The organism is Pseudosporangium ferrugineum, assembly GCF_003002065.1.
In the GTDB taxonomy this organism is placed as follows: Bacteria; Actinomycetota; Actinomycetes; order Mycobacteriales; family Micromonosporaceae; genus Actinoplanes; species Actinoplanes ferrugineus_A.
Window position 1 is genome coordinate 1 of the sequence record NZ_PVZG01000019.1, and the last position, 26,658, is coordinate 26,658.

Annotated in this window: 27 protein-coding genes; 13 read left to right on the forward strand and 14 right to left on the reverse strand. The window is 74.7% G+C overall.

What is annotated here, in order from left to right; genetic code table 11:
* The first annotated feature begins 298 nt into the window (after positions 1 to 298).
* Both CLV70_RS30715 and CLV70_RS41370 read left to right on the forward strand, forming a co-directional pair.
* Positions 299 to 676 (forward strand): VOC family protein, encoded by a 378-nt coding sequence (locus CLV70_RS30715; RefSeq protein ID WP_106130123.1) that lies wholly within the window; start codon positions 299 to 301, stop codon positions 674 to 676.
* Positions 677 to 700: 24 nt separating this feature from the next.
* Entirely contained in the window at positions 701 to 955 is a 255-nt protein-coding gene (locus CLV70_RS41370) for a nuclear transport factor 2 family protein (RefSeq protein ID WP_245908560.1), read from the forward strand.
* 228 nt (positions 956 to 1,183) lie between these two features.
* Here the strand turns inward: CLV70_RS41370 and CLV70_RS30725 are convergent, their stop codons facing one another.
* Both CLV70_RS30725 and CLV70_RS30730 read right to left on the reverse strand, forming a co-directional pair.
* Positions 1,184 to 1,573, reverse strand: a complete 390-nt coding sequence (locus CLV70_RS30725) for a winged helix-turn-helix transcriptional regulator (RefSeq protein ID WP_106130124.1) — start codon at positions 1,571 to 1,573, stop codon at positions 1,184 to 1,186.
* Between the two features lie 58 nt (positions 1,574 to 1,631).
* The gene (locus CLV70_RS30730; RefSeq protein WP_106130125.1) at positions 1,632 to 3,014 is read right to left on the reverse strand and encodes an amidohydrolase family protein; all 1,383 of its coding nucleotides are present in this window, start codon (positions 3,012 to 3,014) and stop codon (positions 1,632 to 1,634) included.
* A gap of 63 nt (positions 3,015 to 3,077) precedes the next feature.
* Between CLV70_RS30730 and CLV70_RS30735 the strand changes: the two genes are divergently transcribed.
* Together CLV70_RS30735 and CLV70_RS30740 are read left to right on the forward strand one after the other, a co-directional pair.
* Positions 3,078 to 3,665 carry a TetR-like C-terminal domain-containing protein gene (locus CLV70_RS30735; protein ID WP_106130126.1) on the forward strand — a complete coding sequence of 196 codons (588 nt, stop codon included), beginning with the start codon at positions 3,078 to 3,080 and terminating at the stop codon, positions 3,663 to 3,665.
* A 164-nt stretch (positions 3,666 to 3,829) separates the two neighbouring features.
* Positions 3,830 to 4,294 (forward strand): DIP1984 family protein, encoded by a 465-nt coding sequence (locus CLV70_RS30740; protein WP_106130127.1) that lies wholly within the window; start codon positions 3,830 to 3,832, stop codon positions 4,292 to 4,294.
* Positions 4,295 to 4,539: 245 nt separating this feature from the next.
* On the opposite strand, the gene CLV70_RS30745 is transcribed toward CLV70_RS30740, so the two are convergent.
* Positions 4,540 to 5,538, reverse strand: coding sequence for a GlxA family transcriptional regulator (locus tag CLV70_RS30745; protein WP_106130128.1), 999 nt, complete (start codon positions 5,536 to 5,538; stop codon positions 4,540 to 4,542).
* A gap of 70 nt (positions 5,539 to 5,608) precedes the next feature.
* On the opposite strand from CLV70_RS30745, the gene CLV70_RS30750 reads away from it, so the two are divergent.
* Positions 5,609 to 6,295 (forward strand): DJ-1/PfpI family protein, encoded by a 687-nt coding sequence (locus tag CLV70_RS30750; protein ID WP_106130129.1) that lies wholly within the window; start codon positions 5,609 to 5,611, stop codon positions 6,293 to 6,295.
* 15 nt (positions 6,296 to 6,310) lie between these two features.
* Here the strand turns inward: CLV70_RS30750 and CLV70_RS30755 are convergent, their stop codons facing one another.
* The 6 genes from CLV70_RS30755 to CLV70_RS30780 form a co-directional block, all read right to left on the reverse strand.
* Positions 6,311 to 7,615 carry an enolase C-terminal domain-like protein gene (locus tag CLV70_RS30755; protein WP_106130130.1) on the reverse strand — a complete coding sequence of 435 codons (1,305 nt, stop codon included), beginning with the start codon at positions 7,613 to 7,615 and terminating at the stop codon, positions 6,311 to 6,313.
* 43 nt (positions 7,616 to 7,658) lie between these two features.
* Complete coding sequence (locus CLV70_RS30760; RefSeq protein WP_106130131.1) at positions 7,659 to 8,540, reverse strand: LLM class F420-dependent oxidoreductase; 882 nt, start codon at positions 8,538 to 8,540, stop codon at positions 7,659 to 7,661.
* A 26-nt stretch (positions 8,541 to 8,566) separates the two neighbouring features.
* Positions 8,567 to 9,127, reverse strand: a complete 561-nt coding sequence (locus CLV70_RS30765; protein WP_106130132.1) for a hypothetical protein — start codon at positions 9,125 to 9,127, stop codon at positions 8,567 to 8,569.
* A gap of 66 nt (positions 9,128 to 9,193) precedes the next feature.
* Positions 9,194 to 9,859 carry a DUF309 domain-containing protein gene (locus CLV70_RS30770; RefSeq protein WP_106130133.1) on the reverse strand — a complete coding sequence of 222 codons (666 nt, stop codon included), beginning with the start codon at positions 9,857 to 9,859 and terminating at the stop codon, positions 9,194 to 9,196.
* The gene (locus CLV70_RS30775) at positions 9,856 to 12,117 is read right to left on the reverse strand and encodes a putative bifunctional diguanylate cyclase/phosphodiesterase (protein WP_106130134.1); all 2,262 of its coding nucleotides are present in this window, start codon (positions 12,115 to 12,117) and stop codon (positions 9,856 to 9,858) included. Before CLV70_RS30775 ends, CLV70_RS30770 begins: the two co-directional genes overlap by 4 nt.
* A 38-nt stretch (positions 12,118 to 12,155) precedes the next feature.
* Positions 12,156 to 13,580: a pyridoxal phosphate-dependent decarboxylase family protein gene (locus CLV70_RS30780; RefSeq protein ID WP_106130135.1), complete on the reverse strand. Its 1,425-nt coding sequence runs from the start codon at positions 13,578 to 13,580 to the stop codon at positions 12,156 to 12,158.
* Positions 13,581 to 13,625: 45 nt separating this feature from the next.
* On the opposite strand from CLV70_RS30780, the gene CLV70_RS30785 reads away from it, so the two are divergent.
* Positions 13,626 to 14,459, forward strand: a complete 834-nt coding sequence (locus CLV70_RS30785) for a patatin-like phospholipase family protein (protein WP_106130232.1) — start codon at positions 13,626 to 13,628, stop codon at positions 14,457 to 14,459.
* 8 nt (positions 14,460 to 14,467) lie between these two features.
* On the opposite strand, the gene CLV70_RS30790 is transcribed toward CLV70_RS30785, so the two are convergent.
* Positions 14,468 to 14,986 (reverse strand): DUF2231 domain-containing protein, encoded by a 519-nt coding sequence (locus tag CLV70_RS30790; protein WP_106130136.1) that lies wholly within the window; start codon positions 14,984 to 14,986, stop codon positions 14,468 to 14,470.
* A gap of 111 nt (positions 14,987 to 15,097) precedes the next feature.
* Here CLV70_RS30790 and CLV70_RS30795 point away from each other — a divergent pair, with 111 nt between their 5' ends.
* The 7 genes from CLV70_RS30795 (at position 15,098) to CLV70_RS30825 (ending at position 22,474) form a co-directional block, all read left to right on the forward strand.
* Positions 15,098 to 15,775: a response regulator transcription factor gene (locus tag CLV70_RS30795; RefSeq protein ID WP_106130137.1), complete on the forward strand. Its 678-nt coding sequence runs from the start codon at positions 15,098 to 15,100 to the stop codon at positions 15,773 to 15,775.
* On the forward strand, positions 15,772 to 16,998 hold the full coding sequence (locus CLV70_RS30800; RefSeq protein WP_106130138.1) for a sensor histidine kinase: 1,227 nt from the start codon (positions 15,772 to 15,774) through the stop codon (positions 16,996 to 16,998). Before CLV70_RS30795 ends, CLV70_RS30800 begins: the two co-directional genes overlap by 4 nt.
* Positions 16,999 to 17,022: 24 nt before the next feature.
* Complete coding sequence (locus CLV70_RS30805; RefSeq protein WP_106130139.1) at positions 17,023 to 17,817, forward strand: SDR family oxidoreductase; 795 nt, start codon at positions 17,023 to 17,025, stop codon at positions 17,815 to 17,817.
* Positions 17,818 to 17,845: 28 nt separating this feature from the next.
* Positions 17,846 to 19,009 (forward strand): PIN domain-containing protein, encoded by a 1,164-nt coding sequence (locus CLV70_RS30810; protein WP_106130140.1) that lies wholly within the window; start codon positions 17,846 to 17,848, stop codon positions 19,007 to 19,009.
* 122 nt (positions 19,010 to 19,131) lie between these two features.
* Positions 19,132 to 20,391 carry an ABC transporter ATP-binding protein gene (locus CLV70_RS41840; protein WP_106130141.1) on the forward strand — a complete coding sequence of 420 codons (1,260 nt, stop codon included), beginning with the start codon at positions 19,132 to 19,134 and terminating at the stop codon, positions 20,389 to 20,391.
* A gap of 26 nt (positions 20,392 to 20,417) precedes the next feature.
* Positions 20,418 to 20,966, forward strand: a complete 549-nt coding sequence (locus CLV70_RS30820; protein WP_106130142.1) for a universal stress protein — start codon at positions 20,418 to 20,420, stop codon at positions 20,964 to 20,966.
* A 23-nt stretch (positions 20,967 to 20,989) separates the two neighbouring features.
* The gene (locus CLV70_RS30825; protein WP_106130143.1) at positions 20,990 to 22,474 is read left to right on the forward strand and encodes a carboxylate-amine ligase; all 1,485 of its coding nucleotides are present in this window, start codon (positions 20,990 to 20,992) and stop codon (positions 22,472 to 22,474) included.
* Between the two features lie 224 nt (positions 22,475 to 22,698).
* On the opposite strand, the gene CLV70_RS30830 is transcribed toward CLV70_RS30825, so the two are convergent.
* The 4 genes from CLV70_RS30830 to CLV70_RS30845 all read right to left on the reverse strand — a co-directional run bounded on the left by CLV70_RS30830 (position 22,699) and on the right by CLV70_RS30845 (position 26,465).
* Positions 22,699 to 23,592, reverse strand: coding sequence for a class I fructose-bisphosphate aldolase (locus tag CLV70_RS30830; protein ID WP_106130144.1), 894 nt, complete (start codon positions 23,590 to 23,592; stop codon positions 22,699 to 22,701).
* A gap of 76 nt (positions 23,593 to 23,668) precedes the next feature.
* Positions 23,669 to 24,472: an NADH-quinone oxidoreductase subunit B family protein gene (locus tag CLV70_RS30835; RefSeq protein ID WP_106130145.1), complete on the reverse strand. Its 804-nt coding sequence runs from the start codon at positions 24,470 to 24,472 to the stop codon at positions 23,669 to 23,671.
* Positions 24,472 to 25,326, reverse strand: coding sequence for an FAD/NAD(P)-binding protein (locus CLV70_RS30840; protein ID WP_106130146.1), 855 nt, complete (start codon positions 25,324 to 25,326; stop codon positions 24,472 to 24,474). Before CLV70_RS30840 ends, CLV70_RS30835 begins: the two co-directional genes overlap by 1 nt.
* Positions 25,326 to 26,465, reverse strand: coding sequence for a 4Fe-4S dicluster domain-containing protein (locus tag CLV70_RS30845; RefSeq protein WP_106130147.1), 1,140 nt, complete (start codon positions 26,463 to 26,465; stop codon positions 25,326 to 25,328). The genes CLV70_RS30840 and CLV70_RS30845 overlap by 1 nt, the downstream gene beginning before the upstream one ends.
* Positions 26,466 to 26,658: the final 193 nt, after the last annotated feature.

Here is a 26,658-nt window from a genome sequence, read left to right on the forward strand (position 1 = left end):
ATTCGATGCCTCAAGCGGTATGTCGCCCGTGAGCTCTACCAACTCATCACCACAAACGATCTTGAACTCGCCGCTTGACATCCATAGGAGCATCCTCCGCGCCGTCCCGCGCCGGCCCCGCGCCGCCTGAGCCCCACGCGCCGCCTCGCGCTGCTTGAGCGCCACGCGCCGCCTCGCGCTGCTTGAGCCCCGCGCCGCCTGCCCCCCGGCGGCCCGGTCCTCGCGTGGGGCGGTCGCCGGTCAGGAACGTAGGTGATTGCGGTCAGGGACTGACCGCAATTGCGGGCAGGCTGACCGTATGACAGCGACCTGGAAGATCGAACTCATCCCCGTGCCGGTCACCGATGTGGACCGGGCCAAGGCGTTCTACGAGCGGATCGGCTTTCACGCCGACCACGACCACCGGGTGCGCGACGGCCTGCGGTTCGTGCAGCTCACCCCGCCCGGATCGGCCTGCTCGATCGTGATCGGCGAGGGGGTGACCGACAAGGTGCCGGGCAGCCAGCGGATCCAGGTCGTGGTGGCCGACGCCGCGGCCGCGCGCGCCGGCCTGCGGGAGGCCGGCGTCGACGCCTCCGACGTCGACGAGCAGCCGTGGGGCCGGTTCGTCCACTTCCGGGACCCCGACGGCAACGGCTGGGCCCTGCAGGCGATCGGGTCCCGGCCGAACGGCTGACCGGCTTCCCCGTACGCTGGCGGGGTGATCGATTTTCGCCGTGCGGTGGAAGCACGGGACCCCGACGCCATCGCCGCGACCCTGGCCGACGACGTGGTGTTCCGCAGTCCGGTGGCGTTCAAGCCCTACCCCGGCAAGCCGATCACCGCGGCGATCCTGCGCGGCGTCCTGCGGGTGTTCGAGGACTTCCGGTACGTCCGGGAGCTCGGCGGCGACGGCGGACGCGACCACGCGCTGGTCTTCGAGGCGCGGATCGGGGACGTCGCCGTCGAGGGCTGACTTCCTGCACCTCGACGAGAACGGCCTGATCGACGAGTTCACCGTGATGGTCCGCCCGCTGTCCGCCGCGCAGGCCCTGGCCGGGGCGATGGCCGCCCAGTTCGACCGGATCCAGCAGGAAGCCGTCCCCGGCCGGTAGGCCGCCGTGGTGGTCACCGGCCGCCCGGGTGACGAGCCACTCGCCCGTCTCCCCGTCCGGGGCATGCCGGCGACCGTGGCGAAATCCCGTCAGCCGGCGTCCTCGTCGAAGCGGCGGCGGGCGCCCTCGATGGCGGCGAGGTAGCGGTGCGTCCAGCCGCACATCGCGTCGACCGTGGCCTGCAGCGCCCGGCCCGGCTCGGTGAGGGAGTATTCGACGCGGGGCGGCACGGTCGGGTAGACCTTGCGTTCCACGAGGCCGTAGCGCTCGAGCATGCGCAGGTTCTGGGTGAGCATCTTGTGGCTGATGCCCTCGACCTGCGGGCGCAGCTCGCTGAAGCGCAGGGTGCGGTCGCCCAGCGCCTCGATGATCAGGAGCGCCCACTTGTTGGCGACATCCGAGAAGATCTCCCGCGCCAGGGAGTCGGCGCGCCGCAGGTCCGCGTCCTCCGGTGAGCCCGTGTACTGCTTCGTCGCCATCGAGCTCCGATCTCCCTGCCTCACCGACCTCACGAGAGTAGCGGCGATCGGGCGCGGGTCAGCGGCGTCCGGCCTCCTCCTTCCACGCGGTCAGCGTCGCGCCGTCGTGGTACCGGCCGCCGCGGACCACCCCGCCCACGGCGTGCAACCCGGCCACCGAGACGGTCGGGTCGCGGTCGAGCAGGACGAGGTCGGCCTCCTTGCCGGCCTCGACCGTGCCGGCGTCCCGCTCGCGGTGCAGGAAGCGGGCGGGGTCGCTGGTGGCGGCCCGCAGGATCCGCAGCGGGCTCAGCCCCGCCTCGGCGAGCAGGTCGAACTCGTCGTGCAGGGAGGCGCCGGCGACGACCCAGGCCGCGCCGACCGCGTCGGTGCCGGCCAGCAGCGGGGCGCCCTCCTCGTCGAGGATCCGTACGAGGCGCAGCTGAAGGGCGAACTGCTCGGCGAAGACGGCGCGGCGGCGTTCGTCGAACTTGCGGCGGAAGGCGGCGGCCGCGGCGGCCCAGGTCCTCCGCTCCTTCGCGGTGACGTAGCGCAGGTCGGGGTCGGCGGCGAACGCCGGGTCGTCGCAGAGCTGCTGGCCCCGGAGCCGGATCAGCGTCGGGCAGTTCCAGGTGTCGTTCGCGGCGAACTCGCGGGCCAGCTCGCGGGCCCTGCCCTCGTCGAAGCCGGCGATCGCGTCGCGGGTGGCGTCCAGGGTGGCGGAGCTGGTCAGCTGGGCCGGGTTGACCACGAGTCGCTGGAGCATCCGGTCGGCCACCCGGCCGGCGAACGGGATCCGGAACGGTGGCGCCGGGATCGGGCCGCGCCCCGGGGCCGGCTGTTCCTCGTGGCAGGAGCACCCGGCCAGCACGCCGAGTCCGGGGCCGAGGTGCTCGATCGACCGGAATCCGGCCGCCGAGGCCGCGCGGACGTCGATCCCGGCCGGCAGGTGGCCCGCCACCGGCAGGGACAGGCGGTCGGCCTCCGCCTGGACGGCGGCGTACACCTCGGGGGTGATCAGGGCCGCCTTGACGAAGTCGGCGCCGTCGCGCGCCTGGCGGCGTACCTCCGCCGCCGCCGTGCCGGGCCGGCCGGCGTTCAGCGGGGTGAGCACCGGGCCGGGGGTGGCGAGCAGGCGCGGCGTACGGTCGTCGTCCGCCGCCCGCCGGCGCCGGCGCAGCAGCCCGGGGGTGCCGCTCATCTGCCGGTATCCGGTGATCCCGAAGGCGAGCATCAGCCGCAGCTCCGGGGTGGGATCGCCCAGGTTGAGCGGATGCGCGTGCATGTCGGCGTACCCGGGCACGACGAAACGCCCCCGCCCGTCGACGTCCGGCGCCTCCCCGGCCGGCCCGCTCGTGGCACCGATCCCGGCGATCCGCCCGCCGTCGATGTGGACGTCCTGGTGCGGGGTGACCGAGCCGTCGCGGGGGTCGACGACGGCGACGTCGCAGATGCGGTACATCGGGGTACCTCCGAAAATAGTGAACAGATTTGTTCACTATAGACGGCCCGTCAGAATGGGGTCGTGAGCCCGCCACCCGCCACCCGCCGTCGCGGCCCCGCGCTGACCGAGGCGATCTACCTCGCCACGCTGGACCAGCTCGGCCGCACCGGCTTCGCCGAGCTGTCCTTCGACCGGATCGCGACGGCGGCCGGCACCGGCAAGGCGGCCCTCTACCGCCGCTGGTCCGGCCCGGACGCGCTGGTGCTGGCCGCGCTGACCGATCCGGCGACCGGCTTCGGGCAACCACCCACCCCACCGGGTACGGGCTCCCTGCGCGCCGACCTGATCACGCTGCTGAGCGGGTTCGTCCGCGCCCTCGGCGAGCCGCGCGGGCGGGCGCTGCGGCCGCTGATGGCGTACCGGCACCAGCATCCGGAGCTGTTCGCGCAGGTGTGGGAGTCGGTGGTCCGGCCGGCCCACGAGGTGCTGATGGAGGTGCTGCGCGAGGCGGCGGCGCGGGGCGAGGCCGACCCGGCGCGGGTCACCTGGCGCAGCGCCGAGGTCGGGCCGCGGATGCTGCTCGTGGAGGCGTGGCGCGCGGACTCGATCGGCGACGACGAGGTGATCGCCGTGGTCGACGAGATCCTCGTCCCGCTGGTCGCGCCCTGAGCCGCGTCGCGCCCTGAGCCGCGTCGCGCCCTGAGCCGCGGTGCGGCCGGGGCGGCGGTGCGGCCGGTGCGGCGTCGCGGCAGGGGCCGGCGTCGCGGCCGGGGCGGCGGTGGCGTGCGGAAAATCGGGGGCGGGGGCGATCTTGGGTGGCCATACTGGTGCGCATGAAACTTGCCGAGGCTCTCGCGTTGCGCGCCGATGCGTCCCGGCGCGTCGAGCAGTTGCGTTCCCGGATCACCGGCAGCGCGCGCTATCAGGAGGGTGAGGCGCCGGCCGAGGACGCCGCGTCGCTGGTGGGCGAGGCGGCCGAGGTGCTCGACCAGCTGGAGACGCTGATCCGGCGGATCAACCGGACGAACGCCGCCACCCCGGCCGAGGGCGGCACCCTCACCGACGCGCTCGCCCGGCGCGACGTGCTGCGGCTGCGGCACAGCCTGATCACCTCGGCGGCCGACGCGGCCGCCGGCGACGGTCAGCGGGGCTACCGGCAGCTGCGGTCCGAGCTGAAGATGATCCCGGCGCTGCCGGTGGCCGACCTGCGCCGCCGGGCCGACGACCTGGCCCGGCAGGTGCGGGAGGTCGACACGCTGATCCAGCGGCTGAACTGGGAGACCGAGCTGATCGACTGAGGGATGCGGAGCAGGTAGCCGACGTGGAGGCGTGCACGAACCCGAGGGCCGGCGGGTGATCCGGCCCACTCGTGGCGCGCCGGGGGCAGGCGCGGGGGTTCGATTCCCCGACGCACAACGCATGCCCAGCACAGGACACAGGTGACGGCGCACGGGGCACGGCACACCACCGGGTGCAGATCCACGTCGGCGAGGGCGGGTAAGGGGAACTCCGCATCCCTCGGGCGCGCCGGTGCCGGATTCGGTCACCCGTGCGGGGAGACGCGGGCCGGCTTGGGGGTCCGGGACGAGAAGGTGCGGCGGTAGTCGGTCGGGGTGGTGCCTGTCGCGAGCCGGAAGTGGTGGCGGAAGTTCGCCGGGGTGCCCAGGCCGCAGGCCCGGCCGATGTGGTCGATGCCGGCGTCGGTCGTCTCGAGCAGTTCGCGGGCGCGGCTGATCCGGGCGGCCGTGAGCCACTTGACCGGGCTGACCCCGAGCTGGGCGGTGAACCGCCGGGCGAACGTACGCTCGGCGACCGCGGCGTGCGCGGCCAGCTCGGCGACCGTCAGCGGGGTGTCGAGGCGGCGCAGCGCCCACTCCAGGGTCGCGCTCAGCTCGGTGCGGTCCGGCGGCGCGGGCGGGTGGGGAACGTACTGGGCCTGGCCGCCCTCGCGGTGCGGCGCGGCCACGATGCCGCGGGCGATCGCCGTGGCCGTGGCCGCGCCGCAGTCCCGGCGCAGCAGGTGCAGGCAGAGGTCGATGCCGCTGGCCACCCCGGCCGAGGTGAGCAGGGAGCCGGCGTCGACGTAGAGCACGCCGGGGTCCACCTCGATGCGCGGATGCCGGCGGGCCAGCTCGTCGGTGAGCAGCCAGTGGGTGGTCGCGCGCTTGCCGTCGAGCAGGCCGGTGGAGGCCAGGGCGAACGCGCCCGTGCAGATCGTGGCGATCCGCGCGCCCCGGGAGTGCGCCTCGAGCAGCGCGTCCCGTACGTCCGGGGTGGCGTCCGGCGGGGTGTCCCGCTCCGAGCCCCGGTGGGCCGGCACGATCACCGTGTCCGCCGTGACGACCTCGTCGAGGCCGTGGGGCGCGGTGAGCGACCAGCCGTAGAGGGTCTCGACCGGCCCGGCGGACCGGCCGCACAGGATGACGTCGTAGCGGCGGTCGTGGAGGCCGAAGGTCTGGAACGGCATGCCGACCTCCATCGGCTGCACACCGTCGAGGGCGAGCACCGCGACGCGATGGCGCCGCCGGGACGAACCGGTCATGGCTGAATTTTATCGATGAGGGGCATTCCTGCTACTCGTCGCGGCGGGGCGGGCCGCGAAGGATGGGGGCATGACTGATACCCGGCCCTACCGCATCACCGTGCTCCTGTTCGACGGCGTCGAGGAGTTGGACTTCATCGGTCCGTGGGAGACGCTCCGGATCTGGCAGACGGTGGCGACCCGTCCGGTCAGCGTGCGTACGGCTAGCCTCGACGGGGCGCCCGTACGCTGCGCCCTGGGGTTGAGGGTCACCCCGGACGGCGCGATCGACGACGAGCCCCTGCCCGACCTCGTCGTGCACCCCGGCGGCCCGGGCATCGACAGGCTCCACGCCGACCGGGCCCATCTGGCCCGGATGCGGGCCCTCGCGGAGCACGGCACCGTGATGACCTCGGTCTGCAACGGCGCGATGGTCTACGCCGCGGCCGGGTTGCTCGACGGCCGGGCCGCCACCTCCCACTGGCTCGTCCTCGACGAGCTGGCCGCGCGGCACCCGGAGGTCGAGGTCGTCCGCGACCGGCGCTGGGTGGACACCGGCCCGGTGGTGACCAGCGCGGGCATCACCGCCGGCATCGACGTGGCACTGCACCTGATCGACCGGCTGGAGAACACCGGCACGGCCCGGGCGGTGGCCGGCGTGCTCGAGCACCCGTGGGACCCGCGGGTGGACCGCGTCGCGGCGACCAGCCCGGAGAACCGCCGGCACGCGCTCACCACCATCGTCCCGCTGATGCAGGCGGCCCGCCGGACCGATTGACCGGCTCGGCCAGGGTCACCCCGGCTTCCCGGAGCGGGCCCACACCGGCCCGTCCGGGAACCGGAACTCCGCGACGGACGCGGGCCGCATGGTGGCGCTGTAACCGGGCTCCCGCGGCAGGACGTAGCGACCGCCGCGGGTGCGTACCGGATCGGTGAAGTGCTCGTGCAGGTGGTCCACGTACTCGACCATGCGGCCGTCCAGGCTGGTGCCGACCCGCAGGTAGTCGAAGGCGAACAGGTGCTGCACCAGCTCGCACAGGCCGACCCCGCCGGCGTGCGGGCAGACCGGTACGCCGTACTTCGCCGCCAGCAGCAGCTCGGCGAGCACCTCGGGGATGCCGCCGACCCGGCAGGCGTCGATCTGCACGACGCGGACCGCCCCGGCCTGGAGCAGCTGCTTGACGATGACGCGGTTGGCCGCGACCTCGCCGGTGACGACCCGGATCGGCGCGACCGCCCGCTGGATGCGCGCGTGACCGAGCACGTCGTCGGGGTGCGTCGGCTCCTCGATCCAGTACGGGTCCGCCTCGGCCAGCGCGGCCGTCCGGGCGATCGCCTCGTCGACCTCCCACACCTGGTTGGCGTCCATCATCAGCAGCGCGTCCGGCCCGATCTCGGCGCGGATGATCCGGGCCCGGCGCAGGTCGTCGGCCGGCTCCCCGCCCACCTTCATCTTCATCGCCCGCCAGCCGTCCGCGTACGCCGACCGGGCCAGCTCGCGCACCTTGTCGTCGGGGTAACCGAGCCAGCCCACGCTGGTCGTGTACGACGGCAGCCCGTCCCGCTCGAGCTCGGCGCGCCGCGCGTCCAGCCCGTCGCGGCCCCGGTCGAGGATCGCCGCCGCGTCGGCCGGGGTGAGCGCGTCGGTGATGTGGCGGAAGTCGACGCAGCCGACCAGCTTGCCGGTGGGCAGGTCGGCGAGCAGTTGCCACAGCGGCTTGCCGGCCTCCTTGGCGTGCAGGTCCCAGACCGCGTTCACCACCGCGCCGGTGGCCAGGTGGATGACGCCCTTCTCGGGGCCGAGCCAGCGCAGCTGGACGTCCGCGCTGAGCGAGCGGGCGAAACCCACCGGGTCGGCCCACAGGTCGGCGAGCGGCCGGCCCTCGACGTGGTGGGCCAGCGCGCGGACGGCGGCGCAGGTCAGCTCGTTGCCGCGCCCGTTGGTGAAGGTGAATCCGGCGCCGGTCAGCGGGCCGTCGGTGGCGAGCTCGACGTACGTGGCCGAGTAGTCGCCGCGGTTGACGGCGTCCGAGCCGTCGCCGGCCGCCGCGGTGGGGAAGCGCACGTCGTGTACCCGTACGCCGGTGATCCGGGTCATCGACAGAAATCTAGACACGTCGATGACCCGGCGTCAACGCCGCTCAGGCGAACTGGGGGATGACCTCACTGGCGAAGCGCAGCATCGGCTCGTGGTCGTACGCCACCCGCGGCACGTACACGATCACGTAGTCGGCCCCGGCCTCGACCATGCGCTCGACGCGCCCGATCGTGTCGGCGGTGGACTCGTTCAGGTCGAGCTCGAGCCCGGTCGACTTGATGATCCGGTCGTAGTCGCGGCCCAGGGCGTCGCAGTGCCCGCGCAGCACGCCGAGCTTGCGGCGGATCAGGTCGGGGTCGCCGCCGCCCACGTTGCAGGCGTCGGCGTACTGGGCGACCAGCTTGAGGGTCACCTTCTCGCCGCCGCCGCCGAGCCAGAACGAGGGGTGCGGCTTGCGGACGCCCTTCGGCTCGTTGATCGGCCCGTCGATGGAGTAGTGGCGGCCGGTGAACACCGGCCGCTCCTCGGTCCACATCCTGTGCACGATCTCGACGGCCTCGCGGAACTCGCCCATCCGCTGCGGGACTTCCGTCCACTCGTAGCCGTACGCCTTCCACTCGTGCTCGTACCAGCCGGCGCCGAGCCCGGCGTACAGCCGCCCGTGGCTCGCGACGTCGACCGTGGAGGCGATCTTGGCGTAGAGGGAGGGCTGCCGGTAGCCGTTGCAGCCCACCATCTGCCCGATGTTGATCCGGCTGGTGTCGCGGGCCAGCGTCGACGTCACGGTCCAGCACTCGAAGACGGTGTTGACCGTCGGCTCGGGCACGGTGTGGAAGTGGTCGTACACCCACACCGAGTCCCACGGGCCGGCGTCGGCCGCCTTCGCGACGGCCGTCATCGCCTCGTACTGCTCCACCGGGTCGGCGATCTCGACCAGGTCCATCTTCCAGCCCTGCGGCACGAAAACCCCGAAGCGCACACTCATACGGGCAACGTACCTGATCTTGAGGGTTACTTCTTCCTGGCCGCGACCTCGCGCTCGCAGTCCGGCGTCAGGCGCAGGCCCTTGCTGATGGACGTGTTGTCGTTCTGCGGGCCGCCGAACGACATGTTGATTCCGTCGTCGGCGATCTCGACGAGCTTGACGCCCTTGTCCTTCAGGCACTTCAGGACGTCCCGGGCGAAGTCCTTGGCCTCGGGGTTGGCCGGGTCCTTCTCCCACGGGGGCAGCGGCAGGTACTGCGGGTCACAGACCCGCGCGGCCGCCTCCTGCTTGGCGATCTCCGCCTGCGTCGGCCGCCGGTTGCCGATCTCCTTCTTCGACTTGGCGCCCTCCTTGCTCAGGCACTCGTCGTAGATCCGGTACCAGCCCTCCATCTCCTCCTGCGTGGTGTCCAGCCGCTCCCGGGGCCGCTTGCCGGCCGCCGTGGCCGACGGCGCCGGGGTGCCGCCGGGGCTGGCCAGCGTCGCCACCTCGGACTTCCCGCTGTCCTGCGACTCGGAGCCGCAGGCCGCGGCGGCGGCGAGCAGACCCGCCAGCATCAGCATCTGTCCCATGCGCTTGACGACCATGTTTGACCTCTCCTCGGCGTTATGTCCGTGCGAGAGGCAGCATCCCGGGACGATGTGTGGAAGCTGTCAGGAGCTCCGGTCACGCTCGCCGATGTACGCGAGCAGCTCCCGGTCCGTGCCGTGCAACCGGTCGACCTCCTCGCCCGCGTCGCAGCTGAGCAGCGCGACCACCACCGCATCGGCGGAGCGGCCGAGCACCCGCCAGGTGGCGCCCGAGTCCTCCCAGCGGCGCAGCAGGTCCAGCTGGGCCGAGCCGGTCAGCGGCCCCGGGTCGGCGTCCCGCTCGCCGAACGGCGCGCCGTCGCCGATCCGTGCGGCCGCCGCCCGCGCCCACGCCGCGAGCCGTTCCACCGCGACGCCGTGCGGCGGGTCGGCGGCGTACGGCTCGATCCGGCCGGCGGCGCGCCGCAGCAGCCGGGCCGCGCCGACGCTGTTGCCCCGGCGGGCGTGGGTGAGCCCCACCGCGAGCTGCGCCAGGCCCTGCCAGAGGTCGCGCTCCGGCCCGCCGGCCGCCTTCCACGCCGCCTCCAGCACCTCGTGGGCGTGGAACGGCCGGCCCGCGGCCAGCAGCCGCTCCGCCTCGCGCAGCGACTCGGCCGGCGGCAGGACCACGTCCTCCGGGGTGGTCGGCACGCCGGTCACGCCGTGCGGGAGGGGCCGGCCCAGGCCGTCCCGGGGACGCGCGTTGCGGGGACGCCCGGCGGCGTCACGGTCCCGCGCACTCGTAGTCATACCCGCGATTCTGCCCCGGCCGGGGCCACGGTGCGATCGCGGTCGCCGGGGGCGCCCGCCCGGAAGTCCGGCCGGGCCACCGGCCTGCCGAAGTGGTAGCCCTGGGCGAACCGGTAGCCGAGGCGTTGCAGCTCCGCGGCCTGCTCGCTGGTCTCCACGCCCTCGGCGACGGCGGTCAGCCCGAGGCCGTCCGCCACCTGGATCAGCGCGGTGGCGATCACCGCGTGCCGGCCCGCCATGGTGATGTTGTCGACGAAACTCTTGTCGACCTTCAGCACGTCGACCGGCACGGTCTGCAGCAGCCCGAGCGACGAGTGGCCGGTGCCGAAGTCGTCGAGGGCGATCCGTACGCCCAGCGCCCGCAGCTCGTGCAGCGTGGCGATGGCCTGGCCGCCCTCGAAGACGGCGGTCTCGGTGACCTCGACGGTGAGCCGGGTGGCGCTCAGGCCGCTCTCCCGCAGGGCCGCGCCGACGACGGCGGCGAAGCCGCGCTGGGCGAGCTGCCGGGCGGAGGCGTTGACGGTGATCCGCTCCGGTGCGTCCCGGCCCAGCTCGGCGACCCATCGGGCGCCCTGCCGGCAGGCCTCGCGCAGGATCCAGGCGCCCAGCTCGACGATCAGCCCGTTGCGCTCCGCGGCCGGGATGAACTCGGCCGGCCCGACCGTGCCGCGGTCCGGGTGCTCCCACCGGACCAGCGTCTCCACGTCGTAGATCCGGCCGTGCGGCAGCTCCACGATCGGCTGGTAGACGAGCCGGAACTGCCCGGCGTCCAGGGCGGTCCGCAGCTCGGCGCCGAGCTGCGCCTCCTCGCCGGCGCGGTCGTCGAGCTCGGGCACGTACCGGCGGAACGGCTCGCGGCTCTCCTTGGCCGCGTCGACGGCCAGGTCGGCGCGGCGCATCAGCTCCTGCGCGTCGGCGGCCCCCTCCGGCCCGGCGAGGCCGATGCCGGCGCTGACCAGCAGCTCGTGCCCGCCGCTGCGCAGCGGCTCCTGGAGGGCCGCGGTGAGCCGCCGCGCCAGGTCGAGGGCGGCGCCGGGGGCCGGGTCGGTGAGCAGCAGCGCGAATTCGTCGCCGCCCATCCGGGCAACCAGCGTCTCCCGGCCGGCCACGGCGACCAGGCGCCGGGCCACGGCGACGAGCAGCTCGTCGCCGACCGAGTGGCCCAGCTGGTCGTTGACCGCCCGGAACCCGTCGAGGTCGAGCAGGACGACGTGCGGCCGGCCGCCGGACAGGGCGGTGCCCAGCGCGCGCTCGAACCGGCGGCGGTTGGCGAGCCGGGTCAGGTCGTCGTGCATCGCCAGGTCCTCGAGCTGACGGGACTGCCGCTTCACCTGGTCCATGAAGCCGGCCATCCGCAGCAGCACCAGCAGGAACAGCACGACGGCGCCCACCGCGATGGCCGCCCGGTCGCCGCTGTTGCCGCCGATCGCCGGCACCAGCAGGGCCGCCGGGGCGAGCAGGGCACTGACCGCGGGCAGGGCGATCCGCGCGGCGCTGATCCGGCCCTCCGGCGGCCCGTCGGCGGAGGCGCCGGCCGTGCGCATCGACGGGTGCAGCGCCGCCGCGGCCCAGACCACGTACGACAACAGGAACGCGGCGTCGAACCCGGTGGTCCCCGCGTCGGAGTAGAGGCTCAGCACCGAGAAGCCGACGTCGCCGACGAGCAGCAGCACCACCGCCAGGCCGAGCATGCGGATGCTGGGCGTGCTCTGCGCCGCGCTGAAGAACAGCCGGGCGAGCACGGCCAGCAGCATCGCGTCGGCCGCCGGATAGGCCACGCTGATCACCCGCTCCAGCGGGGACACGGTGGCGTCGGCGGCGATCGGCTCGATCACGAACACCCAGAAGACCAGGCCGAGCCCGACGGCCACGATGGCGGCGTCGACGAGGCCGGCCCGGTCGCGCGCGGCGGTCCGCCGCACGAGCAGGACCAGACCGATCAGGAGCATCGGGTACGCGCTGAGATAGAACCCGTCCGCCGGCGACGGGTACGGCTCCTGGCGCAAGCCGTACAGGTAGTACTCGTAGACGACGTCGCCGAGGACCCAGACGGCCTGCCCGGCGGCGAACCAGTACCACATCGCCGGGCGCCGGGGCCGGTGCAGCCGTACGGCCAGCAGGATGAGCAGGGCGGACACCAGGCCGATGGCGTTGTAGCCCAGGTTGCGGGCCAGGCTCCCCTCGGGCAGCAGGAAGTAGCAGCCGGTGGCCGGCGCACCGGCCGCGAGCCACAGCCACCACAGTCGTCCGTGCCGCACGTCCTGTTATCGGCGGTGCGGGAGCCGACTTGAGCGCCTCAGACCGTGGCGGAGAGCTCTCTCACCACGTCGACCAGCAGGTCGATGTCCGCCTCGGTGGTGCGCCAGTTGACGATCGCCGGGCGCAGGGCGACGCGGCCGTCGTACACCGTGGTGCCGGCGAAGACCCGGCCGTCGGCCAGCAGGGCCGCGCCGACCCGGCGGTTCAGGTCGTCGAGGTCGCCCTCGGCGACGCCGGGCGGGCGTACCCGGAAGCACACGATGCACAGCGGCACCTCGGCCAGCCGCTCGAGGTCGGGGGCCTCGTCGACCGCGCGGGCGAGGCGCTGCGCCAGGCCGGCGTGGCGCTCCACCATCGCCCGGTGGCCCGAGCGCCCGTACGCGGCCAGCGTCGCCCAGATCGGCAGCGCCCGGGCCCGGCGGGACGACTCCGGCCCGTACAGCCCGTAGCCGCCGCCCGGGTCCTGCGGGCCGGGCAGGTAGGCGGCGCCCGGCATGCCGAACGCCGCACCGAGCCGCTGCGGCTCGCGGATCAGCGCGAAGCCGCTCTCGTACGGGACGTTGAGCCACTTGTGCGCGTCCGCGGCGACGGAATCGGCCCGCTCGATGCCGCGGGTCAGGTGCGAGGTGGCCGGCGACAGCGCGGCGAACAGCCCGAACGCGCCGTCCACGTGCAGCCAGGCGCCGTGGTCGCGGGCCAGGCCGGCGAGGTCGTCGAGCGGGTCGAAGTCCCCGGCGTTGACCTCCCCGGCGTTGGCGATGATCACCGCCGGGGCGCCGCCGAGCGCGTCCAGCCCGCGCGCCATCGCGGCCAGGTCGACGCGTCCGGCGCCGTCGCGCGCGCAGACCCGCACCGTGTCCCGGCCGTGGCCGAGCATCTGCAGCGCCTTGCGGGCGCTGGCGTGCACGTAGCCGGAGGAGAACACCGGCATGCGGGGCAGGCCGGCGAGCCCGTCGCGTACGGTGTCGGCGCCCTGCCTCTCTCCCCACCAGTGCGTCGCGCAGCCGAGCGACGTGAAGTTGGCGAACGTCGCGCTCGCCACCAGGGCGCCGCCCCATCCCGGCGGCAACCCGAACAGCTCCCGCAGCCAGTCCAGCGCGATCGTCTCGACGTCGTTGCCGAACGCGGAGGAGGCACGGGCGAAGCTGTTCTGGTCCAGCAGCGACGCCGTCCAGTCGGCGGCGAGCGCGGCCGGGGTGGCGCCGCCGGTGACGAAGTGGAAGAAGCGCGGCCCGGACGACGCCGTGGCCGCCGCCGTGCCGGCCTCGAGGAGGCGGGCGACGGCGGGCAGCGTGCCCAGCCCCCGCTCGGGAAGGGGCCCGCCGAGGGTGGCCGTCAGCCCCGCCGCCGCGGCGTCGTGGACCTTCCGGCCGGCCAGGGAGTCGAGGTACGGTCCGGCGGCGGCGGTGACCCGGCGCAGCGCGTCGGCCGCCACGTCCCGGTCGTCGAGCGGATCGGCCATGCCGCCAGCCTGCCAGAGACGGGGCCGGGCTGGCATCCTGACCGGGTGAATGCGCAGCCAGGCGACGACGAACCGGTACGGATCGGGCTGGCCCTCGGCGGCGGGGCGGTGCGCGGCGCCGCCCACGTCGGCGTCCTCGACGTGCTCGACGCGGCCGGCCTCGCCCCCGCCGTGATCGCCGGGACCAGCGCCGGCGCCCTGATCGGCGCCCTCTACGCGGCCGGCACCGGCCCGTCCGAGATCAGCAAGGTGGCCCAGGCGCTGCGCTGGTCGCGGCTCATCCGCCCGGCCCGCACCCGGCGCGCCCTGTTCGCCATCGCCCGCCTCGGCGCGTTCCTCGACGACCTGCTCGGCGGGCGGGACTTCGACGCCCTGGACCTGCCGTTCGCGGCCGTGGCCTGCGAGCTGACCACCGGCGACCGGGTGGTCCTGCGCGACGGCCCGGTCGCCTCCGCGGTGCTGGCCAGCGCCGCGATCCCCGGGGTCTTCCCGCCGGTGGAACGCGACGGCCGGCTGCTCGTCGACGGCAGCCTGGTCGACATCGTGCCGGCCGGGCTGGCCCGCGAGATGGGCGCCGACGTGGTGGTCGCGGTCGACGTCTCGGGACCCCTGCCGCGCCGGCCCCCGGCGACCCTGCTGCACATCATGGTGGCGGTCAGCACCCTGCCACCCGGCGGCGGCCGGCTGGGCGCGGACGCCGACCTCACCCTGGCGCCCGCCGTGGACGAGTACGCGTTCTGGGAGCTGTCACGCATCACCGAGTTCGAGGACGCCGGACGGGCCGCGGCCGAGGACGCGGTGCCGCTGATCCGCTCCCTCGTGGCGACGGCCGCGGCGCGGCGGGCCTGGGAGCGTACGGTCGCGCCCCCGCCGCAGTGAGCCGCCGGTCAGTCGCTGCCCTCTCCCTCGGCGTCGCCGCGCGCGGGGGTCGAGCTGACCGTGTCCGACCAGGCCGACTTGGCCCCGGAGTCGCCGATGCGGTAGACGTCGTAGACCGCCAGGCCCGCGACGACCACGGCCAGCGCGGCGATGGTCCGGGTGACCGCGGCGGACGACGGCGCCAGGAAGGTCCGGGCCCGGCCGGCCGCCTCCCGCTGGCGCCACCAGATCAGCATCGCCAGGACGGCCACCGGGGCGGCCACCAGGATGGCGGTGTCGCCGAGCTCTGCGTGCTTCTCGATCAGGGCGGTCTCCGGCAGGCGCTCCTCCAGCCACTCCCCGGCGCTGGTGGTGAACGGCACGATGACCAGCACCAGCACGGACAGCACGGCGTTGGGGCCGGCCAGGCGCCGCCGCACCGAGGGCCGTACGGCGGTGAGCACGAGCAGCAGGGCGGCGAGCGGCAGCAGCACGACGACGGCGTGCACGAACAGGATGTGTGCCGGCAGCCCGTTGATGGTCCCCATGACATTCCTTCCGACGGCGAGATCGCGGCAAACGGTAGGTAGCGAATCTTGGAGTTCTCCAAGGTGCGCCGGGGACGCTGGCGGCCGACCCGTTCTGCGAGAGTGAGGGCCATGACGGACGCTGCCGGTCCCGCGGCGAAGGTGCTGGTGGTCGAGGACGACCGCGAGCTCGGCCCGCTGCTGCTGCGCCTCTTCCGCGGCGCCGGGTACGAGCCGGAGCTGGCCCCGGACGGCCAGGCGGGGCTGCACCTGGCGCTGACCCGCCGCTACGACGCGCTGATCGTCGACCGGGGCCTGCCCGCGATCGAGGGCCTCGACCTGCTGGCCCGGCTCCGCAGGTCCGGCGTCGCCGTGCCGGCGCTCGTGCTGACCGCGCTCGGCACCGTCGCCGACCGGGTCGCGGGCCTCGACAGCGGCGCCGAGGACTATCTGGTGAAGCCGTTCGAGGTGGAGGAGCTGCTGGCCCGGGTCCGGGCCCTGGTGCGCCGTGGCGCGGGGGCGGCGGAGCGGCTGGCGGTCGGCGCCGGGACGTTCGACCTGATCTCGCGGACGGTGACCGGGGAGGACGGCTCGGTCGTGGCCCTCTCCGGGCGCGAGAGCGACCTGCTGCGGCTGCTGGCCCGCAACCCGTCGCGCGCGTTCACCCGCGAGCAGATCGCCGCCCAGGTCTTCCCCGACGCGTCGAGCGTGGCCCTGGTCGACACCTACGTGCACTACCTGCGGCGCAAACTCGGCACGACCGCGATCTCCACCGTACGCGGTGTCGGGTACCGGCTCGGGCCGGCATGAGGAGCGGCGCGGGGACCGATCCGGACCGGGAGCTGCTGACCCGGGCCCGCCGGGTCATCGCCGTGCAGACCGCCGGGGCGATCACCGTCAGCCTGCTGGTGCTCGGCGCGCTCGTGCTGCTGGTGGTCACCCACAGCCAGAACTCCGCCGCGGAGAAGCTGCTGACGCGGACGGCCGCGGCCGCCGAGGACGTCGACGATCCGCCGCCCGACGTGTGGGTCTTCCTCCGGGACGCCGGCGGCCGGATCGCCGCGACCGAGCGCGCCCCGCGGGGCTTCCCCGACCGGGCCTCGCTCGACCGGGTCGCCGCCGGCGGCGCGGCCGAGACGTACGACGCCGACGGCCCCGAGGGCGGCTACCTGGTCCGGACCCGGAAGCGGGGCACGGCGACGGTGCAGGTCGTGATGAGCCGGCACGAGCAGCACGACGAGCGGGAGCGGTTGCTCGCCGCCCTGATCGCCGGGGAGCTCGTCGGCCTGCTCGTCGCGCTGCTGTCGGCGGCGCTGCTCGCCCGCCGCGCGACGGCACCGCTGGCCGACGCCCTGGCCCGGCAGCGGCAGTTCGTCGCCGACGCCAGCCACGAGCTGCGTACCCCGCTGACCCAGCTGCACACCCGGGCCCAGTTGCTGCGGATGGACCTGCGCCACGGCGCCACGGACGCCACCGCCGACGTCGACGCCCTGGTGGCCGGCACCCGGCACCTCGGCGAGGTCGTCGAGGACCTGCTGCTCTCCACCCAGCTGGAGCGGCGCGACGACGCCCGCGTGCCGGTCGACCTGGCCGCCGTGGCCGCCGACGTCCTCGCCGAGCAGGCGGACCGGGCCCGCGAGCAGGACGTGGAGCTGACGTTGCGGACCGGCGGCGGGCCGCCGGTCGTGCCCGGCCACCGCACCGCGCTGCGCCGGGTGCTCACCGCCCTGGTCGACAACGCCCTGAGCCACACCCCGCCCGGCGGGCACGTCAGCATCGGCCTGGACCGCTCGGACGCCGTCGTCACGGTCGTCGTGCGCGACGACGGCGCCGGCTTCGACCCGGCCGACGCCGAGCGGCTGTTCGCCCGCTTCGCCCGCGGCGGCCACGGCGACCAGCGGCGCTTCGGGCTGGGGCTCGCGCTCGCCCGCGAGGTCGTCGCCGGGCACGGCGGGTCCATCGAGGCGCAGGGCAGCCCGGGGGAGGGCGCCGCCTTCACGATCCGGCTCCCCGCGGTCGCCGCCGGGACGTGACGGCGGCACCGGTATGGTGCGGCGATGGTGCGTACCGCGTTGGTCACCGGAGCGTCGATGGGTATCGGGCGGGCGACCGCGGCCGTGCTGGCGGCGCGGGGCTACCGCGTTCTGGGCACCACCCGCGACCCCGCCTCGGCGCCGCCGCTGCCGGAGGTGGAGTACGTTCCCCTCGACCTCGGCTCGGAGGACTCCGTCGAGGCGCTCGCCGCGACGCTGGCCGGGGTCGACGTGCTCGTCAACAACGCCGGGGAGAGTCAGTCCGGGCCCTTCGAGGAACTCCCCGCGGACGCGCTGCGGCGGCTGTTCCAGGTCAACGTGCTCGGTCCCGTACGCCTGACCCAGCTGGCCCTGCCCGGCATGCGCGAGCGCGGCTACGGCCGGGTGGTCATGGTCGGATCGATGCTCGCGTCGTTCCCGCTGGCGTACCGGTCGTCGTACGTCGCCACCAAGGCCGCCCTCGAGGCGTTCGGCACCGCCGCCCGGCACGAGATGTCGCCGTTCGGGGTGTGGCTGACCACGGTCGAGCCGGGTTCGATCAACACCGGCATCAGCACCCGCCGTACCCGGTACGTGGCCGGCGACTCCCCGCACCTCCGGGACTTCGAGACCATGCTGACGGCGCTCGACCGCAACGAGCGGGCCGGGGTGGCCGCCGAGCGCGTCGCCGGGGTCGTCGCCGCCGCGGTGCAGGCGTCCCGCCCCCGCCCCCGGTACGCCGTCGGCAGCAACGCCCCGCTCGTCTTCGCCCTGCGCCGCGTGCTGCCGGCCACCGCCGTCGAGCGCCTCGTCCACCGCCGCCACGGCCTGCGCCGCTGACCCGGCCGCCGGGCGTAGGGTGAGCGGCGTGGATCAAGAAGATCGCATCGCCCTGTTCCTCGACTACGAGAATCTGGCCATCGGCGCCCGCGATCACCTCGGCGGCCTGCGCTTCGAGCTGCGCCCGGTCGCCGACGCGTTGGCCGAGCGGGGACGGGTCGTGGTCCGCCGGGCGTACGCGGACTGGTCCTACTTCGACGAGGACCGGCGGATGCTCACCCGCTCGCACGTCGAGCTGATCGACATGCCGCAGCGGATGGGCGCGTCGCGCAAGAACGCCGCCGACATCAAGATGGTCGTCGACGCGCTGGAGCTGGCGTTCGAGCGGCCGTACATCTCGACGTTCGTCCTGTGCACGGGCGACAGCGACTTCACCCCACTGGTCCACAAGCTGCGCGAGCTCAACAAGCGGGTGATCGGCGTCGGCGTCGAGCAGACGACGTCGGCGATGCTGCCGCCGGCCTGCGACGAGTTCCTCTACTACGACCGGCTCGAGGGCGTCGAGGTGCCACCGGCCCGGTCCCGGCGGTCCCGTTCCACCCCGCCGCCTCCGCCGGCCGCCGAGGTGCCGCCCCGGCCGGTCACCCCGGCCCCCGCGCCGGCCGCCCCCGAGCCGGTGCCGCAGGAACCGTCGCTGGCGCCGTCGTTCTCGTCGTCGCGCGAGGCGGAGCCGGAGCCGGCCGCCGACGCGCCGGCCCGGGACATGGACTCGCTCGCGGCGCTCGTCGCGCAGACCGTGGCGGGCCTGCAGCGCAGCTCCGGCGGCGCGGTCACGTCCTCGACGCTCAAGCGCACCCTGCTGCGCAAGGATCCCACGTTCAACGAGGCCGACTGGGGCTTCCGTGCCTTCGGCGAGCTGCTGCGCCACCTCGCCGGGACCAACGTGGTCGAGCTGAGCGAACGCGCGGCCAAGGGCGACCCGGAGGTGACCCTGCCCGAGCACGGCGACCGCGAGGCCGCGTTCGGCCTGCTGCGCACGGTCGTCGCCGACCTCGCCGGCCGGGACGGCCCGGTGGCCCTCTCCGGCCTCAAGAACCAGCTGCGCAAGGTCGCCCCGGACTTCACCGAGAAGCGGCTCGGCTACCGCTCCTTCCTCCAGTTCTGCAAGGCCGCGGCCACTGCCGGCGCGGTCGACCTGACCTGGAACCCCGACGCCGACGACTACCTCCTCACCACCGCCGGCGCGGCCTGACGCCGGGGACGTACGTCCCGGTCCGCGCTGCCCGCGGCCTCTGTCCGGGCACGCCCCCGGCGGGTTCTGCTGAGGGTGCGGGCCCCGGCGCGCCGGCGGGCGCGCGTACGGAAGGAGGCGCCATGTCCGTGGTGCGGCTGGACCACCTGACGAAGGTCTTCCCCGGCGGGACGGCGGCGGTCGACGACCTGAGTCTCACCACCGCCGACGGCGAGTTCCTGGTGCTGGTCGGGCCGTCCGGCTGCGGGAAGTCGACGGTGCTGCGCATGATCGCCGGGCTGGAGGAGGCGACCTCGGGCGACGTCTACATCGACCGCGAGAGGGTGACCGACTGGGCACCGAAGGAGCGGGACATCGCCATGGTGTTCCAGAACTACGCCCTCTACCCGCACATGACGGTGCGGCAGAACATGGGATTCGCGCTGCGGCTGCGGCACGTCGAGACGGCGCGGGCGCGCCGGCAGGTGGCGGAGACCGCGAATCTGTTGGGGCTGCGGGACCTGCTGGACCGCAAGCCCAAGGCGCTGTCCGGCGGGCAGCGCCAACGGGTCGCGATGGGCCGGGCCATGGTCCGCCGGCCGCGGGTGTTCCTGCTGGACGAGCCGCTGTCCAACCTCGACGCCAAGCTGCGCGTCTCCATGCGCGCCGAGCTGGCCCGGCTGCACCAGCGCTACCGGGTCACGACCGTGTACGTCACGCACGATCAGATCGAGGCCATGACGCTCGGCGACCGCATCGCCGTGCTGGACCAGGGGCGGCTGCAGCAGATCGGCACGCCCGACCAGCTCTACCGGGCACCGGCGAACCGGTTCGTCGCCGGGTTCATGGGATCGCCGAGCATGAACTTCGCCACCGTGACGCCGAGCCGGGGCGAGCCGGTGACGGTGACCCTGGGCGGGGTGGAGCTCGAGATCCCGGACGCGCTGCGCCGCTGGCCGGGGCTCCGCGCGCACCTCGGCTCCCCGGTCGTGATGGGGCTGCGGCCGGCGGCGATCACCCTGGCCGGCGCCGCGTCCGGCTCCGCCGTCGAGGTCGTCCCGCTCGGCGTGGAGGCGCTGGGGGACGAGAAGCACCTGCTCTTCGAGGCGCCCGGCGAGGGCACGGCGGGCGACCGGACGGACGCCGGGGAGCTGCCGGTCACCGTGGACGACCCGCAGGGCGGCAGGTTGTGGACCGCCAAGGTGGCGCAGGACGCCGACCTGGCGATCGGCCGGCCGGTCCGGCTCGCGCTGGACCTGGGCGCGGCGTACTTCTTCGATGCCGGGAGCGGGCTGGCCGTCCCGGAGGCCGGGGCCGGCGACGAGCCGGGGGCGGGACCACCGTCCCCCGGGATGGGGCCGGACGACCCGCGTGCGCGGGCGGTGACCGCGGCAGAGTGGTGAGGAGGACATGAACAAGGGGAGGCGTCGTGTCCAGCACAACACTCGTGCGGCAGTTCGATGTGCGTCCGGCTCTGTCGGTGCCGGGACTGCCCGCACTGGTCGTCCGCCGCACCGGGTTCACCCCCGGTGCGGGCCCGGTGATCGTGGCCGTTGACGCGGACGGTCAGGCGGCGGGACTTCTGCGGTACGGCCGGACGGTCGCGGCGGAGCTGGGCGTGGCCCTGCGGGTGGTGTACGTGTGGACCGCGTGCCGGCCCCCGCACTGCCCGGGCCATCGCAGCTGCCACGACACCCTCGGCGACGCGGAACGGCTCCTCAACGGGCTGCTCGACCGGCATCTGCCGCTCGGCGCCGGGGTGGACGTCGAACGCGAGGTGCTGCGCAGCACGGAGGCCGCCCCCGCCCTCGAGGCCCTCAGCAGGCACGCGGGCCTGCTCGTCGTCGGCTCCTCCAGCGACCTCCCGGCTCCCGGGCGGTCGCTGGGCTCGACGACCAGGGCGCTGCTGCGCAGGGCCGGGTGTCCACTCGCGGTGATCCCGTACCGGGCCTCGGGAGCGACGCGGTCCGGATGGTGACCTGAGCCCTCGGGAGGCTCGTCATGACGGCTGTTCCGACGATCGGGGTCGAGGAGGAGTATCTCCTGCTCGACCCGGCGACGGGCGGCCCGGTGCCGGCCGCGCCGCGGGTGCTGCGCCGCACGGAGCACCTGTCCTGGCCCCGCGCCGAGCTGATGCAGTACCAGATCGAGGCGGCCACCGGGGTGTGCGCCGGGCTCGACGAGGTGCGGGACCAGCTGTGGCGGATGCGGGGCCGGCTGAGTGAGGCGGCGGCCGGCGAGGGTTGCCGCCTGGTCGCGAGCGGCATCTCACCGTACGCCGGACCGGGGCTGGAGTCGGTCACCGCCCTGCCGCGCTACCAGGAGCTGGCCCGGCGGTATCCGGCGATGACGGCCTGCGCCGGGACCTGCGCCTGTCACGTGCACGTCGCCGTGCCGTCGCGGGACGCCGCCGTCCGCGCCCTTGCCCGGCTCCGGCCGTGGCTGGCGTGCCTGCTCGCCGTCGCCGCGAACTCGCCGATCACCGCCGGCCGTCCCGCCGGATGGCAGAGCCGCCGGTACGCGATGGTGTCCCGGTGGCCGACCGGGCGGGCCCCCGGGCTGTGGCGGGACAGCGCCGAGTACGACGCTGCCGTCCGGGACCTGATCGGCCGCGCCGAGGCGCTGGACGAGGGCAGCGTCTACTTCCTCGCCCGGCTCTCACCGCGCTACCCGACGGTGGAGGTCCGGGTGGCCGACATCTGCCCGGACGTGGACACCGCCGTTCTGCTCGCCGGCCTGGTCCGCGGGCTGGTGATGACGGCCCTGGACGAATTGCCGGAACCCGGCGGCTCCTCCTTCGTGGACCGTGGCCTGGTCGCCGCGGCGCGCGGCGGCCTCGCCGGTACGGGCGTCGATCCCCGGTCCGGGCTGGCGGTGCCGCAGCGGTGCCTGCTCGACCGGCTGCGCGCCCACGTCGACCGGGCGCTGCGCGACGCGGGGGACGCGGAGACCGTCGACCGCGGCCTCGCGCTGCTGGCGGAGCGGGGGACCGGCGCCGACCGGCAGCTGCGGTACTGGCGGGCCGACCCCCGTCCCGCCGGGTTCATCCGGGCACTGGCCCGGACGACGCTGACCGCACCGGACGCCGGGCAGGGCGCGCACCTCGCGGCTCTGGCCGTACAGTTGCAGACCTTGCATGATCTGGGGGTTGCTTTCGGGGTTCCCGGGGAGCTGGTGGCGGCGCAGGCGCGGGAGTTGGCGGCCGTCCGCGACGCGCTCCGCCGCTACGGTCGGGCCGTCCCGGCCGGACCGGGTCGTTTCGCCGACGCCGGTGACCAGCGGCGGTTCGACCACCTGCTCCGCCAGGGTGCCACGGACCGCTCCGCCGCCCTGGACGTTCTGCACCAGACGCTCGCCGGGATCCTCGCGGTCGTGGACGCGGCCCTGCCCCGGCCGGACGCGGCCGGCGTGCGGGAGATGTACCTGGACCTGTACGCGGCGACCCTGCGCCAGAGCCGCCGGCTGCTGAGCACGCTCGACCGCTGAGGCCTGGTGACGGCCGTGGGGGTGACCGTCACCAGGGCTTGAGGGGCGGGGGTCCGAAGTGGAGCCGCCCGGTTCACGGGCCCATCGACCCTGCACGGGCGGGGGCGGACGGAGCACGATGAGGGTGAACCCACCGGCACCGGGGTGAAAGTCCCGGGCGAGGGGGACGGCGATGTCTCCCTCGCAGGGCTCGAGAAGCGCCCGCCGGTGGGTCCGCCGTGTCCCTACGGCGCCGGGTACTTCGCGAGGATCTCGCGCAGCCGTTCGACGAAGCGCAGGGACTCGTCGTGTTCGCGCTGCCAGACGTTGCGCCCGAAGATCAGGCCGGTGGCGCCCGCCGCCATGGACTCCTGCGCCTTGCCCAGCATCGCCTCGTCGCCCGCCCGGGAGCCGCCCGAGATGAGGACCATCGTGCGGTTGGCGGCGCGCACGACGGCGTCGATCGCCTCCTGGCTGCTGAAGTCGGCGGTGTACGGCGACGGCACATCGGTCTGCTTCTCCGGATGCGGGAAGTTGACCTTGACCACGTCGGCGCCGAGTTCGCTGGCGGTACGGGCCGCGTAGTGCACGGCGTAGAACGAGTCCTTGCCGCCCTTGTGCTCGATGGCCTCCCCGCGTGGGTAGGCCCACACGATCAGCGGCATCCCGAGCCGCTGCGCGTCCTGGCGTACGGTGCGGTACTGCGCGAAGTCGGCGTCCTGCGCCGGGCTGCCGACGTAGAGCGTGTAGCCGACGGCGTCCGCGCCCAGGCGTACGGCGTCCTCGACCGAGGCGTGCAGCGGCGACAGCGCCCGGGTGTCCGAGGGGATGTCGGTCTTGCCGTTGAGCTTCAGCACCAGCGGCACCTCGCCGGCGAAGTCCCAGAAGAACTTCTCCGCGAGCCCCACCTGGACGGCGATGCCGTTGAATCCGCCCTCGACCGCGAGCTTGATGATGTAGCGGGGGTCGGCGGCGATCGGGTCGGCGAAGAAGTCCCGGGGCCCGTGCTCCAGGCCCTGGTCGTACGGCAGGAACAGCGCCGTACCGTTGCCCAGTCCGTGCTTGTGGAGGATGCGGTGCAGGCGCGCCTTTTTCCCCGCGCTCAACCCGCACTCCGACAGCCGCAGCCGCGTTGTCATGGCGGCCTCCTTTCCTTCGTTCCACCCTGGTCCCGCGCGGGCCGCCGGTCCCAGAGGCGAACGGCCCGGCCGGGACCTACGCCCGGTCGTCCGGCCTCCCGGCCGGTCCGGCGGTCACCTCGGACAGCGCGATGAAGACCGGGTCGGCGGTGTGGAAGGTGCGGTACATCCGGCGTACGTCCTCGTCGGACAGGCCGGTGGCGCGCAGCAGGGCGGCCTCGGCGGCGGCGTTCGGCGTCTCCATCGGCCCGAAGCAGCCGTAGCAGCCCCGCCGGTACGCCGGGCACAGCGCGCCGCATCCGGCACGGGTGACCGGTCCGAGGCAGGGCGTGCCGTGCGCGACGGCGACGCAGACGTTGCCGCGCTGTTTGCACTGGAAGCAGACGCTGTGCGCCGGCACGTCCGGGCGCCGGCCCAGGAGCAGCGCGGTGATGACCTCCAGGAGCTGCCCGCGGTCGATGGGGCAGCCGTGCAGCTCGTGGTCGACGTCCACGTGGGCGGCGATCGGGGTGGAGGTGGCCAGCGCCGAGACGTACTCCGGGCGGGCGTACACCAGGGACCGGAACTCGTCCACGTCGGCGAAGTTGCGCAACGCCTGCACCCCGCCGGCGGTGGCGCAGGCGCCGATGGTCACCAGCGTCCGGGACATCTTCCGGACGTCGCGGATGCGCCGCGCGTCCGCCGCCGTGGTGATCGACCCCTCCACCAGCGACACGTCGTACGGGCCCGGCTCGACGTGCCGGGACGCCTCGAGGAAGTGCGCGACGCGGACCCGGCCGGCGACGGCGAGCAGCTCGTCCTCGCAGTCGAGCAGGCTGAGCTGGCACCCGTCGCAGGACGCGAACTTCCACACCGCGAGGGTGGGTACGGTCGTCGTCATCACAGCTCCCTCACGGTCAGCAGGTGTGCGACCCGCTCGTACGCGACGACCGGGCCGTCGCGGCAGACCAGCAGCGGCCCGAGCTGGCAGTGCCCGCACCAGCCGCACCCGCAGCGCATGCTGCGTTCGAGCGAGATCTGGACGCGCGCCGGGGCGACGCCCGCGCGGATCAGTGCCTCGGCGGTGAACCGCATCATGATCTCGGGACCGCAGACGAAGGCCACGGCGTGGCCCGCGTCGAAGCGGGCCTGGGGTAGGAGGGAGGGCACCACGCCGACGTGCCCGTCCCAGTCGCCGGCGGGGCGGTCGACGGTCACGGCGACCTGCGCCCCCGCGCCGGCCCAGCGCCGCAGGTCGTCGCGGAAGACCAGGTCAGCCGGGGTGCGGGCACCGACCAGCAGCGCCACGTCGCCGAAGCGGGACCGGTCGGCCAGCACGGCGTGCACCAGCGGGCGCACCGGCGCCAGCCCGATGCCGCCGGCCACGATCACGACGTCCCGCCCGGCGGCGGCGGCGAGGTCCCACGCGGTGCCGTACGGGCCGCGTACCCCGATCACCGCCCCCGGCGCGGCGCCGCAGAGGGCCCGGGTGACCGCCCCGACCGCGCGGACGGTGTGGACGAGCCGGCGGGTCCGGCCACCGGCCACGGCGACGGCGCTCAGCGAGATCGGGACCTCGCCGATGCCGTACGCGGTCAGCATGGCGAACTGACCGGGCGCGAAGGCGTCCAGCGGCCCGTCGTCGTTGGCCAGCTCCATCGTGACCGTGTCCGCGGTCTCGGCGCGCCGCGCCACGACCCGGTACGGCACCGGGAACGCCGGTCCGGGCACCACGGCGTGCGCCACGGTGTCCATCAGCCCGCTCCCGCCGCCGCCAGGGCGTCGATCTCCCGGGTGAGGTCGATGCCGGCCGGGCACCACGCGATGCACCGCCCGCAGCCGACGCAGCCCGACGAGCCGAACTGCTCGTGCCACGTGCCCAGCTTGTGGGTGAGCCACTGCCGGTAGCGGGCCCGCCCGCTGGTGCGCACGCTGCCGCCGTGCAGGTAGGAGAAGTCCAGGTCGAAGCAGGAGTCCCAGCGCCGCCAGCGCTCGGCGTGGTCGCCGGTCAGGTCGGTGACGTCCTCGGGCGTCGTGCAGAAGCACGTGGGACAGACCATGGTGCAGTTGCCGCAGGTCAGGCAGCGGGCGGCCACGTCGTCCCAGTGCGGCGACCCGCGGGCCTCCGCCAGCAGATCCGGCAATGACCCGGGGCGCATGGTCCGGCCCATCCGCCCGGCCGCCGCACCGACGGCCTCCCGGGCCCGCTCGACGATGCCCTCGTCCGCCGGCCGCGCAGGCAACCCGGCGAGGATCTCGGCGCCCTCGCCGGTGCCGGCCCGGACCACGAACAGGTGCTCCCCGCCGTCCACCAGCTCGGTCAGGGCCAGGTCGAAGCCGTCGTCCGTGCCGGGCCCGGTGCCCATCGAGGAGCAGAAGCACACCGCGCCGGGTTCGGTGCACTCCACCGCGATGATCAGGTTGCCGTCGCGGCGCCCGGTGTAGACCGGGTCGGCCTGGCGCCCGCCGGTCAGCACCCGGTCCAGCACCTTGATCGCGGCCAGGTCGCACGGGCGCACGCCGAGCAGCGCGTACCTGCGCTCCCGGGCCGGCTCCCCGCCCGCCATCGACCCGTCCGGGGTGCGGTCCGCCGACCACACCAGGGCCCGGGGCGGGTGCAGCACGTTCTTCCACGACTGGGGGCCGGCCGAGTGGCCGAACGCGGCCCGGTCGTCCCGGGCCCGCAGGCGGTACCGGCCGGCGTCGGTGTCGACCCCGACGCCGTACGGGAGGTCGGCCGCCGAGGTCAGCTCGGCGATGACGACCGCTCCGTCCCGGACGGTGGGTCCCATGACGGTGAACCCGCGTGCCCGCAGGGCGTCGACGAGGGCCTCCAGCGCCGTCGCGTCGAGCAGCGCGGGAGGGGGTGTCCGCGGTCGCGTCCCGGATGCCATCGAGCCCCTCCCGTTCGTGGATGGACGTCAGCACCAGCCTCCGCCGCGCCGGGCGTCCCCGGCAGGGCCGATGGTCCCGAGGGCACCGGAGGACGCCGGCGGTCCGCGGCGCAAGGGTCCTCCGGGCATCGTTACGGTGCCATCGGCCCCGCTCAGCGCCGGTGATTGCTCGTAGAGTGAAGGCATCGGCGGC